Raw genomic sequence first — 12881 nt, forward strand, 5'->3', positions numbered from 1 at the left:
TTCAGAAAGGATAACAGGATGAGTATTCGTAAGTTTGCACTAATCGGCACTGCATTTTTGTCTGCGTCAGTCTTTGCGCAAGGTGGTTATGTTGGTGTATCCGTTGGTCAATCAAGCTTGGATGTTGGTGATTATGATGATGCGGAAGACGATACCTCGTACGGCATCGTTGCGGGCTACCAAGTGAATGACAACTTTAGCCTCGAAGCGGGTTACACCATGTATGGTGATTTTGAATACACAGATTCACCTGAGTATTCAGAGGATCTGCAAGGTCTTAACCTAAACGTTGTAGGCACTTTCCCAATCAATGAAACTGTCAGCCTTTTTGCGAAAGGTGGCTTTCTGTTTTGGACATCTGATCTGACGTACAACGGTCAGAATATTGCGAATACAAACGATGGTACCGACTTTCTTCTAGGTGTTGGTATTCAGGCTAAGTTGACGCCAAACTTTAGTTTAACAGGTGAATATCAACGAGCCGACATTGAGCAAGTGGACTTGTCTAATTTCTCTGTTGGCGCACGTTACCACTTCTAAAATTGCTTTATCAGGTTTCCCTTTATTTGCCGCTTACCACTGTAAGCGGCTTTTTCATAATTGAGAGCTGCTTTTAAAAAGCGCTTCATGCCCCTAAATCACCGAATTCCAAGGTTCTTCCATAGTTGAACTTTGCTGCCATGATGAGTTTGTGTAAGCTCGCTGACGGATTGCATACAAAACGCGTAGGGATACAACATGGGTGCTAAGCACGACACCTTATTTCGCACATTGGCGATGTTACAAATCATACCGAAAGAGCCTAGATACAAAGCCACTTCGACCATTCATGCCGCATTAGAAGAAAAGGGCTTTCAGGTTTCTTTACGAACCATTCAACGGGACTTAAGTGCGATGTCATCGCATTTGCCATTGTTTTGTTACGAAGGTGAGGGCGAGCATCGTTGGAGCTTATCATCCAGTTTTACGGATACGAAATTAGGACTAGATACGCCAACGGCGCTAACTTTAGTGCTCGCCCACGAATATCTATCAGGGCTTTTACCTCAGATCGCCGTAGATCAAATTGCACCTCAGTTTGAAGCGGCTCGTCGATTTCTAAATGGTTTACCCAGTAACCATTATTCTGGTTGGGCCAGTCGAGTGAAAGCCATACCGAATGGTAAATCGCTAATCCCTGCGCAAATCAAAAGTGGTATATGGGAAGCTGTGTCAGAGGCCGCTCTAGAAGAGTACGCCATCGACGTCACCTATCTAAGCCGCACGCACAATGAGCCAAAACACTACACTCTTCATCCTCAAGCCATCGTAGTACGCCATAGCGTCAGCTATTTATTGGCGACCGTGAATGATTACGATGACATTCGCCAATTCGCTTTACATAGAATCCAGCAGGCTGAGCGATCAACGAAAGACTACCGTCCTTTAAATGGCTTCGATTTAAACGAATACATCAATCATGGTGGCTTCAGCTATCGACAGTCTTTAGACAATGTTCACTTAAAAGCCCGTGTAAAAGATGAAATCGCCTGGTTGCTTTCTGAAACGCCCTTAAGCGAAGACCAAGAATTAAAACAAGCTGACGAGGGATGGTACTGGCTCACAGCGAATGTGCCAGATGATCAGCAAACACTCTGGTGGATACAAGGCTATGGCGCGGCGATTGATGTTCATGAACCAAAGCAATGGCGCGAGCACATACACCAGCAGGCTAGAGAAGTTCTTGGGGTAGAATAGAACAACTTGTCAGAATTAAATGTCACGACACGTTCTGACGCATTAAAAGTGTATCGTTATTATTAGTTATTAAAACCGTACTCAAACAGTACGCCATACGGATAAAAGAAACAGACTCATGGCTAAAGCACCCGCAAAAAAGAAAAGTACCAAAGGTTTTGAAGAAACCCTATGGGATACCGCGAACCAGTTACGCGGCAGTGTCGAATCTTCAGAATACAAACACGTTGTACTGAGCTTAGTGTTCCTTAAATTTATCAGCGATAAATTCGAAGCCAAGCGCGAGCAACTGCAAAGCACCGGTATGGAAGCCTTTGTCGATATGCCGGAGTTTTACCAGCAGGACAATATCTACTTCCTGCCAGAAGCGGCGCGCTGGTCTTATGTCAAAGTGCGCGCTAAGCAAGATGATATTGCCGTGGTCATCGATACCGCCTTAGCAACCATTGAAAAGAACAACCCAAGTCTAAAAGGCGCTTTGCCGGATAACTACTTCTCCCGCATGAACCTTGAGGTTAAACGCCTTGCATCTTTGATTGATACGGTCGAGAACATCAATACCCTAGCGCAGGAATGCGAAGAAGGTACCAGTGAAGAAGACTTGATCGGTCGTGTATACGAATACTTCCTCGGTCGTTTTGCTGCGAATGAAGGCAAAGGCGGCGGTGAATTCTATACGCCTAAATCCGTTGTTACCTTGCTTGCTCAAATGATCGAACCCTACCAAGGCAAAGTCTACGATCCATGCTGTGGTTCCGGCGGTATGTTCGTACAAAGTTTGAAGTTTATTCAAAGCCACCAAGGCAAGAGCAAAGACATTGCCATTTATGGTCAAGAACTGACCACGACTACCTACAAACTGGCGAAGATGAACCTTGCCATTCGTGGCTTAACCGGTAACTTAGGCGAACGCCCTGCGGATACCTTCCATGATGATCAGCATAAAGACTTAAAAGCCGATTACATCATGGCCAATCCGCCGTTTAACCTGAAGAGCTGGCGTAACGATGCCGAGCTAACCGATGACCCGCGCTTTAACGGCTTTACTACGCCACCGACGGGCAATGCCAACTACGCGTGGATATTGCACATGCTGTCGAAGCTAAGCGAAGACGGAACCGCAGGGTTTGTCTTGGCGAACGGCTCCATGAGTTCCAACACCAGTGGTGAAGGGGAGATCCGCGCCAAGCTAGTAAAAGACGACCGCATCGAATGTATGATCGCATTGCCGGGGCAACTCTTCTTTACCACGCAAATTCCGGTGTGTTTGTGGTTTATGTCGAAAAACAAAGGCGCCAACTCGAAGTTTGGCTACCGAGACCGCAGCGGTGAAACCCTGTTTATCGACGCCCGTGAAATGGGCACCATGGTCAGTCGTGTGAATAAAGAGCTGACTTTTGATGATATCGCCAAAATCGCCGATACCTTCCACGCATGGCGCAGTGATGAAGCCGAAATTAAACGCCGCCTAGACGCCAAAGAGATCAGTGTTGAGCAATACGAAGATCAAGCCGGTTTCTGCAAAGTTGCCACCATAGAAGAGATCGAAGCCAACGACTTTGTGCTAACACCGGGGCGCTATGTGGGCGCAGCCGATTTAGAAGATGATGGCATCCCGTTCGAAGTCAAGATGTCGGAACTGACCCAAACCTTATATCGCCAATTGGATGAAGCCGAAGCGCTGGATAAAGCTATTCGTGCCAATATGGAGGCATTGGGTTATGGGGAGTGATTGGATTGAAGTTTCACTTGCTGAAGTCTCTGATCGGATTGGTGATGGTTTGCATGGAACACCAACCTACACAGATAATGGTGATTACCCATTTATCAACGGCAACAACCTTGAGTATGGTTCTATCGTCATAAAGGATGGGACGAAGAGAGTTTCTAAAGATGAGTATCTAAAACACAAAAAGGATCTAACCGATAACACCGTTTTAGTTTCAATTAATGGAACCATAGGAAATGTCGCTCTTTATGCGGGCGAAGCTGTGGTACTAGGAAAAAGTGCTTGTTACATCAACTTAAAAAACGGCGTTTCAAAACATTTTATCAGATATGTTTTGTCTGGTTATCTATTTCAGGAATACATTCAAAGGTGCTCAACAGGCAGTACAATTAAGAATGTATCGTTGAAAATGATGAGAGAGTTTCGGTTTAAAATGCCGCAAACAGAAGCTGAGCAACTTGAAGTTATCCAATCTGTTAGAAACCTCGACAACAAAATCACTCTCAACCGCCAAATCAACCAAACCCTAGAACAAATGGCGCAGACGCTGTTTAAGTCTTGGTTTGTGGATTTCGATCCGGTGATTGATAACGCATTGGATGCGGGCAATGCCATTCCTGATGAACTGCAAGCCCGCGCCGAGCAGCGCCAAGCTCTGCGTAATTCGGCAACTCAAGAGTATAACGCTAGCGCAACGCCAGTGGGCAGTGCAAAGCCGCTACCGGATAACATCCGCAAACTGTTTCCCAGTGAATTTGAGGAAAGTGAACTAGGCTGGGTGCCGAAAGGGTGGGGTGTTAGTACAATAAAAGATTTCGGAAATGTTATTTGTGGTAAAACACCATCAAAGAAAAATGCTGAATATTATGGTCAAGATATACCATTCTTAAAAATCCCAGATATGCATGGTAATGTGTTTGTAATTAGAACTACCGATAATTTGAGTATTAAAGGCAGTCGATCACAAATAAATAAATTGATTCCTAAAGACAGTATCTGTGTTAGCTGTATTGCGACTGTTGGAGTGGTTTCTATATCATCTCAACCGCTTCATACTAATCAACAGATTAATAGTATCGTACCAAACTACTTCTATTATAGAGATTTTTTATATTTCACCATGAAAGAAAAAAATAAAGAATTTCATGATCTTGCTAGTGGTGGAAGCACGACTTTAAATATGAATACGAGTATTTTTTCAAGGGTAAAGATACTTAACCCTTCAGATGAAATACTTAAAGTATTTCAAAGTAAGAGTGGTTGTTTTCTTGAGAAGATAAAAAAAACATGCCTAGAAAATGATACTCTTGCTAACCTTCGCGATACCTTGCTACCCAAACTTATCTCCGGCGAATTACGCTTAGATGAGGTGGAAGCGACGATTGAAGAAACAATGACAGCGTAAATAATAGGCAGCCTGAGTCACTTAGGCTGCCTTTTTGCTTTAGAAAATTAAGCGTTAAAAACAGATAAACAGTACAGGATGTTATGACCACGACCTTTAACGAAGCCAAATTGGAACAAGCCGTTATCACTCTGCTGGGGCTGCAGCAGCGTTCTGCTGGCGAGTCGGTATATCCGCATTTTGTAGGCAGTAGTATTCCACGAGCCAGTGATGAAGAAGTCCTGATCCTCGATGACTTGCGTGCGTTTTTGGCGCAGCAATATAAAGCCGATGGCATCACATCGGGCGAGATCGACACCATTGTGCGCCAGTTGCAAACCCTGCCCGCGAGTGACTTGTACCAAAGCAATAAGACCTTCTGTCATTGGTTAAGTAATGGCTTCCTGTTAAAGCGTGAAGAGCGCAACAAGAAAGACCTGTATATCGAGCTGATCGATACTCGTACATTGCCACAAAGACTGAACGCTTTATTTGTGGAAGGTGATGATGGTATACCCACTGATAACAATCGTTACCGCTTGGTCAATCAATTAGAGATCGAAGGCACAGATCAGCAAAAGCGTATCCCTGATGTGATTTTATACGTCAACGGCTTACCGGTGGTTGTGTTTGAGTTGAAGTCAGCCGTGCGCGAAGAATCCGCAACGACCTACGATGCGTGGCGTCAATTGGCGGTGCGCTATCGTCGCGATATTCCCAAACTGTTTGTTTACAACGCCCTATGTATCGTTAGCGATGGGGTGAACAACAAAATGGGCAACCTGTTTGCGCCCTATGAGTTCTACTATTCATGGCGCAAGATAACGGGTAATGAATCCAACGAAAAGCAGGGGATTGATTCCCTTACTACGATGGTGAATGGTCTATTTCATCCCACCCGTTTTTTAGATGTGTTGAAAAACTTTGTCTTCTTTCCTGACACCAGCAAACACGAAACCAAGATTTGCTGTCGCTACCCACAGTATTACGCGGCACGAAAGCTTTACTACAACATCAAAAAAGAGCGCAAAGTATTAGACGCCAACGGTGAGGTGATCCCATCCAAAGAGGGCGGCAGCGGTAAGGGCGGAACTTACTTTGGCGCGACAGGCTGTGGTAAGAGTTTTACCATGCAGTTCTTAGCTCGCTTGCTGATGAAGAGTGTGGACTTTGCCAGCCCTACCATTGTGTTAATCACCGACCGAACCGATCTGGACGAGCAGCTTTCCAAACAGTTCTGTAATGCCACAGGCTATATTGGCGATGAAGTGATCGAGCCTGTTTCTAGCCGCCAAGACCTACGCGATAAGTTAGCAGGGCGCGCTAGCGGCGGTGTATTCCTAACCACCATTCATAAATTCACCGAAGATATCAAACTACTGACTAACCGTAGTAATGTGGTGTGTATCTCCGATGAAGCGCACCGCAGCCAAGTCAATTTAGATTTGAAAGTCACCGTAGATGAAAAGACTGGCAAGGTGAAAAAGACCTACGGCTTTGCTAAATATCTGCACGACTCATTGCCTAATGCCACTTATGTGGGCTTTACCGGTACCCCCATTGATGCAACGTTGGATGTGTTCGGTGACCCAATCGACAGCTACACCATGACCGAGTCGGTGAATGACGAAATCACGGTACGCATTGTTTACGAAGGCCGCGCAGCAAAAGTCATTTTGGACAATGGCAAGCTGGAAGAGATCGAAAAGTATTACCAAGAGTGCGAAGCTGCCGGAGCCAACGAGCACCAGATAGAGGAGAGTAAAAAAGCCTCTGCCAATATGAATGCCATATTGGGCGACCCTGACCGTATTCAAATGTTGGCAAAAGACTTTGTCGAGCATTACGAGAAGCGTGTCGAGGAAGGATCCACCATCAAGGGCAAAGCCATGTTTGTCTGTGCTAGCCGTGAGATCGCTTATGACTTCTACAAAGAAGTAAAAGAACTGCGTCCAACATGGTTTGAAGCGAAACAAGCTATTGATGGCGTTGAGCTGACTGATAAAGACAAGAAAGAGCTGATGTCATTACCGATGGTGAATATGGTGATGACCCGCGGTAAAGACGATGACCGCGCCATGTATGATCTGCTTGGCACCAAGGATTATCGTAAAGAGCTGGATAAGCAGTTCAAGAATCCGAAATCGAATTTCAAAGTCGCTGTTGTGGTGGATATGTGGTTGACCGGTTTTGACGTGCCAGAGCTGGATACCATCTACATTGATAAGCCGCTGCAAAAACACAGCTTAATTCAGACTATTTCACGGGTGAACCGTAAGTTTGAAGGCAAAGACAAAGGCTTGGTGGTGGATTACATAGGCATCAAGTCCCGCATGAACCAAGCCTTAGCCATGTATTCAAAAGCCGATGGTGCCAATATCGAAGATATTAGGCAGTCACTGGTGGAAGTACGTGACCACCTGCATTTACTGTCACAAATGTTTCATAAGTTTGATAGCGGTGATTACTTCATTGATAACCCTGTTAATCAATTGGCCTGCTTAAACCGAGCTGCTGAGTTTGTGCTCACCACTAAAAAGCTCGAACTGCGCTTTATGGGTTTAGTTAAGCGTCTAAAAGCCGCCTACGACGTGTGTGTGGGGAGTGAATCCATTACTCAATCAGAACGTGAGCATATTCACTTCTACCTCGCGGTGCGCTCGATCGTCTACAAACTCACCAAAGGCGATGCGCCGGATACTGCGCAAATGAACGCCCGCGTTCGTGAAATGATTGCCGAGGCGATTCGTGCTGACGGTGTAGAAGAGATCTTCGCCCTTGGGCAAGAGCAATCCGAAACCATCGACATCTTTGATGATGAATACATGGATCGCATCAACAAGATCAAACTGCCGAATACCAAAATGCAGCTACTGCAAAAGATGCTGCAAAAAGCCATCAGCGAGTTTAAAAAGGTCAACCAACTGCAAGGCACTAACTTCTCGAAACGCTTCCAAGCCTTGGTAGAGCAATACAACGAGCGCAAAGAAAACGACGAGCTAAGAGGCGAGGAGTTCGACACCTTCAGCCAAGAAATGGCCGACATGATCTACGACATCAAAGCAGAAATGATGTCATTTGAAGACATCGGCATCGATATGGAAGAAAAAGCCTTCCTCGATATTCTGGAACACATGTGTACGAAATACCAGTTCACCTACGACCACGACAAAATGCTCGAACTCGCCAAACAAATGAAAATCGTCGTCGACGACAGTGCCCAATATCCGGACTGGAGCAACCGCGACGACATCAAAGCCAAACTTAAAGTAGACCTCATACTGCTACTGCATAAATTCGGCTTCCCACCCGTCGCCAACGACGACGTCTACAAAAATGTCTTAGAACAGGCCGAGAACTACAAAAAGAACCATTGATTGAAGATAGGCAGAGTCTGTGTGGACTCTGTCAAAGCATCATAGGCAAGAAAAGTATGGCTCACAGTAAAAGGACAACTGCGTGACCGGTTTTATTGATGAACAGTTAAATAATCGTTTAGAGACATTAAGTCCAGCCGAATGGAAGCTGCGACTGCAAAAGCACTACCTTTCCGTTGACGGCCCCTACGGTAAACAGCCTGTAGAGTGGCTAAATGCAACTGCAGAAGAACTCGCTGTTGCAGTTGGCTTTCCAAATACTGCCCAAGAGCAAGTGCTCAAAGCATTTATGAACCTTTTCAGTAGAAAAGAGGTACGCAGTGTTCTTGGTAATAAGGTTGCAAAGCATCAGGGGATATTTGCTTTTAATAACTTCCACTATTTGCTTCTAAGTTGTTTTGTGACGTCAACTCCCATTGGTGCGGGTGATAACAAAGACTTTCGTGACCGACTTGGTGAGCTATTTAATGATGGAGGTGGTAGAGAGCAGGGCGTCTCAGGTATCAACAGCTTGTGGGAAGCTCTCGCTGAATGGACTCAAAAATCCTCTTCTTGGCGACCAATTACTTTGCCAAACCCTGGTAGTTATAAAAATATTGGTATTGCCCTCAAACTAGCCTATCCATCTTGGGAAGACTTGGCCGCACTTAAGAAAATTTTAAAAAAGGCGCGGGCGAGCGACATGCAAAGTCGCTTTGCACTGTTGCAGCATATGCGAAACTCTCAGTACGAATTACCTGAAACTGCACGTAACCGAGTGGGTTCGCATATCTCTGAGCTTGAATCTCGCTTTCGCAATAAAAAACCTATAGAAAATCATGCATTCTGGCGAATTGTAGAGCGAGTAATGGATGACATTGCAAGTAACGAGTCTTCCATTCAAACCTCGTTGTTTTGGCGTATTTCCATTGATTTTTATGGGGCTGAAGAAGGTGGTGTAGACGTTCTGATCTCAAAAGGGAACAAAAGAGAAGAGCTAAGTCAGCCTTTTTGGGAAGGAAGTTTCAAGCAGTTATTAAGCTCAAGAGATAACCCCAAGTTCCCTTCCCAGATTCAAAAGATCCTATCAAAGGGAATTATCATTTTGTTTGAGGGGGCTGATGGATTGTGGACCCAAGATGATCAGCCTATTGATGATGTATCTGTCGTTATTTTGACTAATGTAAGGCTTTATAGGCTCTCATTTGAAAAGCCGCTAGAGTTAGCTGGCGGTTGGTTTGCATCTGAGCCAATGGATATTAATCAAGCTAAAAAAATCACTTTTGAGGATGTATTTGATAGAGACCAAAATACGCTTACCCGTGAGCTTTCCGTTGAAGGAGGGGTGAAAGACCGAATGGGGCGGTGGTTAGGTATTCCGGGATATTTTCCATATATCAATATGCCTGAATCTATTCATATTGAACCCTCGTCAGAATTGAATATTCAAGTCAACAATCATACAGCATTTATTGCTGCCAATCAGCCGTTGGATGGTCAGTGGAATATTCAGATAAGTGGTGACCAGCTCTATAAATCACTCAATTTTTCGTTCACAAGTAAAGCTTCTCGAAATGATAAGTGGCCTAGCCGTCCTCAAAATGGTTTTGTTGACGCTCGGGAAGCGCAGTTCGAGGAGGGCGGTTTAATCTTTGATGGCGAAATGCCCATACATACAAGTCTTCCCACCCTACGACTATTTGATGCTTTAGAAGTCATTTACGCCAAAGCTTCTTCTGTTCGGACTGAGCGTGAAATCATTAGTTGCTTAAGGCCTGTATTACCTGGAACACTGAATCCATGGGATTTACTGCGTTCGTTAGAAGAAGCAGGATGGTTGGAACAGGATGTTAGCAAAAAGTGGCGCGGAAGACGTTGGCGAGTATTACCCCCCAGTATAGTGAAAACTGGGCCTAGTACAGCAATTATAGAAGGGGCTGCTGGATTCCTTGAGCGAGAACTTCTTGAAGTTGAAGCCAAAAGGCATGGCGTGAATTATTTCCTTAATGTAGAGCACCCTTGGTCTACCCCCGTTATCGGTATTGAAGGAGAGAACCTTCAAAGTCTAGCTGAGGCTTTAAATTGGCCTTTGACTCACGCACGAGAGCCTTTGTTACAGCCTGCTCCTAGTTGCTGGTTTTCTGATAGCCGAACTCAACAAGGTCGTAAATTAGCGAGTATTTGGAACTCTAAAAATAGAAGCTTTGAAAATGCAGCGGTTCCGCCTGGATCAGGGGAATTACAGTTATCTAGGCATGTACGCGATGATAGTCAGGATCTTTTCTGTATTACCAATCAAGATCAAGTTCAGTTCTGCACCTCTGAGCGTTTAGTAGCTTTGTTGGAGTATTCGAGACAGACCAGTAGTCCTCTATTTTTAAAACAAGCAGACAGTCTAATTCGTCAGGCGCAATCTGGGTATTTACCGTTGTGTATCGCTAAATGGCTGAGACGAGCCACAGCCCAGCAAACAGGACCTAGGAAGGCGGGTGCGGAGTATTGCTACGGCGTAACAAATTCACAGTTGTCCGTTTTAAAGCGAATATTTGGTCAAGCGATTGATGATAAAAGCTTGGTAAGAAAACAAAATTTCATTCAGGCAGTGGCTCAGGCTAGACATAAAGGTCAACGTAGCTATTGGTTGAGTAACAAGGAATTAGGATAGATGTTAGATGAAATGTATTTAGGTAAATGCGTTAGAGATTACAACAACAATGGTAATAAGTCACAAATTGAAGCATTAGCAAAAGAGTCTGGTGGCTACTGGGTGATATCCGATAACTTCAAACATGACCTCCCTCATAACGGTAAAGCATTTGCTTTTGATAGAAGTTTAAACTGGCTTAAATGTGATCAACTAGTAACTTTTAAGGTGCAACCTAACTCACAAGTAAAAGAAGAGAGGCTAGATCTAGACCTATTCGTCGTAGATCTCGGCGCTAAGCCTGCTCGTCAAATTCTAGATTACCGTAAAGGTGGTTTTGAGTTTGCGCGCTATCAGTGTCTTGAAGTTGGGCTTGAAATTAATGATATTGACTCCGAAGAAGTTATCATGCCTATATCGGATGAAAAATGCCTAGTTGTACCCTTAGCTCTAGACCAAGTGACTAATCGCTACGTTTCACCAAGTGGCACCGTGACGATCTGTTCATTCAATCCAGCGATTTTTAAAAGTGATCTAATTAATGATCGGCTTTACGAAGTGCCTGATAAGACAGTTGGTGAGGTTCTGGATAACTTGCCTTGGAAATTTGATCAAGACTTGTTGAGCGACTTGCTAGATGCGTTTCGTAAGAGCGATAGTCATGGTCTCAGCAAGAATAAGCGTGATGAGTTAGTAAGTATTTTTACCCGAGCTAAGAACATAGCAAATGAGTCTACGGATTTTGCGTATCTTGCTTCTTGGCTCCCTACCTTTTGTACGCGCATAGATACCTATGTAGACGCGCCAACTCGTATTGCAAAAACGCTAACTCAAATTGAGCCGGTTAAGCTGCAGCTGGAAGAAACTCGTTGTGAAATTGAAAATAGGTTGCGTGCAGAGCTAGAGCCAGAAGTTCGTTCACAGCTTGAGGATAGTCATCACAACCTCAAGCAAGCATTAGAAGATGCTCGCCTCCAACTAAAACTTGTATCTGACGAGTTGTTATCAAAGCAAGAAGAAGCAGAGTGCTTAGAAGAGACAATCGCCCTTTTGGGTGAAGAACTGCTTGGTCAAATCCGGCGCATTAATTCTGTACTTGGTGCTGAACATGATTTACCAGAAAAAGACTTCGAGCAATTACTGAATAGTCTTCGGTCAGTATTGGGTGATCATGCCAAATATCTAGCGCCTCGTTATGCACAGATTCCGCCTTGGTCACTGGCACAAATCGCTAGTTCCAGTGAGCATATAAACTTCTCGCAATTGCCTGATCGCCTCAAAATAGTCGCCCGTGAAGCTGGAATATCATCTGATTCTATGAGTCTGTTTGATGTCGGAGCACGTTCGGGGGCGTTTGTGATTGTGCCTCAAGCACAAGCTGAAGTAATGGTGCCTGCGTATGCTCGTGCAGTTAGCCGTGGGGATTTTATTCGTGTTGCCCTTGGCCCCAGTGTATTGCAGCTCGATGATCTTTGGGCGCATCCTGCCAAAAGTCAACCAACTGGGTTTGCATATGCTTGGCTAGAAGCAGAAAGTAACCCTGACCAAGTCCAGTTAGTCTGGTTAGATGGACTACATCGTAGTCCGATGGATTTATGGCTACCTAGTTTGATTGGTGTGTTAAATAACGAGAAAAGGCCTGCAAATCTTCTAGTGATAGCCAGCCTTGAGCATAACCAACTGGATCACGATCGACTATGGAAGGAGTTACCACAAGCTTCTTTTCCTATTGTGCCTAAAACCCAGCGATGTGGTTTGAAGCAATTTGCAAACCCTGATCAGCAGAAAAACACCTCCATTTGCTGGAGTTCGGGGGCTGATATCTTGGTGAATAAAGATGATTTAGACGAGGTAATCGAACTTTGTGATCAAAATGACTATTTCGCACTAAGAACTGAGACCTCTTTATATCGAGAGTTAGCTAAGATCAATCGCTCTGATTCTCCTATTAGTAAACAGTTACTTGAAACGAAAAGCCTCAGAGAGCAAGGGGTAGAGTGGTTAAAAGGCATTATCGAATAAATTCTCAAG

The 12881-nt window shown here is 44.6% G+C and carries 7 protein-coding genes; all 7 read left to right on the plus strand.

The genetic code is table 11. The features are described 5' to 3' along the window. Positions 1-18 precede the first annotated feature (18 nt). The 7 genes from ACOSVP_RS03050 (at position 19) to ACOSVP_RS03080 (ending at position 12872) form a co-directional block, all read left to right on the plus strand. A complete protein-coding gene (locus tag ACOSVP_RS03050; protein WP_487346020.1) occupies positions 19-540 on the plus strand; it encodes a porin family protein in 522 nt (173 codons plus the stop codon). 198 nt (positions 541-738) lie between these two features. Beyond that, complete coding sequence (locus ACOSVP_RS03055) at positions 739-1737, plus strand: helix-turn-helix transcriptional regulator (protein WP_487346021.1); 999 nt, start codon at positions 739-741, stop codon at positions 1735-1737. A 118-nt stretch (positions 1738-1855) separates the two neighbouring features. Further along, on the plus strand, positions 1856-3469 hold the full coding sequence (locus ACOSVP_RS03060) for a class I SAM-dependent DNA methyltransferase (RefSeq protein ID WP_487346022.1): 1614 nt from the start codon (positions 1856-1858) through the stop codon (positions 3467-3469). Beyond that, positions 3459-4871, plus strand: coding sequence for a restriction endonuclease subunit S (locus tag ACOSVP_RS03065; RefSeq protein WP_487346023.1), 1413 nt, complete (start codon positions 3459-3461; stop codon positions 4869-4871). The genes ACOSVP_RS03060 and ACOSVP_RS03065 overlap by 11 nt, the downstream gene beginning before the upstream one ends. 83 nt (positions 4872-4954) lie before the next feature. Further along, positions 4955-8227, plus strand: a complete 3273-nt coding sequence (locus ACOSVP_RS03070) for a type I restriction endonuclease subunit R (protein ID WP_487346024.1) — start codon at positions 4955-4957, stop codon at positions 8225-8227. Positions 8228-8309: 82 nt separating this feature from the next. After that, positions 8310-10871 carry a hypothetical protein gene (locus tag ACOSVP_RS03075; protein WP_487346025.1) on the plus strand — a complete coding sequence of 854 codons (2562 nt, stop codon included), beginning with the start codon at positions 8310-8312 and terminating at the stop codon, positions 10869-10871. After that, entirely contained in the window at positions 10872-12872 is a 2001-nt protein-coding gene (locus ACOSVP_RS03080) for a hypothetical protein (protein ID WP_487346026.1), read from the plus strand. Positions 12873-12881: the final 9 nt, after the last annotated feature.

Source organism: Marinomonas sp. HM11-D, from assembly GCF_057626615.1.

What these genes read in the sequence shown, in the direction of transcription:
- ACOSVP_RS03070 (WP_487346024.1), top strand. Translation starts at nt 4,955, where the DNA reads ATGACCACGACCTTTAACGAAGCCAAATTGGAACAAGCCGTTATCACT.
- ACOSVP_RS03065 (WP_487346023.1), top strand. Translation starts at nt 3,459, where the DNA reads ATGGGGAGTGATTGGATTGAAGTTTCACTTGCTGAAGTCTCTGATCGG.
- ACOSVP_RS03080 (WP_487346026.1), top strand. Translation starts at nt 10,872, where the DNA reads ATGTTAGATGAAATGTATTTAGGTAAATGCGTTAGAGATTACAACAAC.
- ACOSVP_RS03060 (WP_487346022.1), top strand. Translation starts at nt 1,856, where the DNA reads ATGGCTAAAGCACCCGCAAAAAAGAAAAGTACCAAAGGTTTTGAAGAA.
- ACOSVP_RS03050 (WP_487346020.1), top strand. Translation starts at nt 19, where the DNA reads ATGAGTATTCGTAAGTTTGCACTAATCGGCACTGCATTTTTGTCTGCG.
- ACOSVP_RS03055 (WP_487346021.1), top strand. Translation starts at nt 739, where the DNA reads ATGGGTGCTAAGCACGACACCTTATTTCGCACATTGGCGATGTTACAA.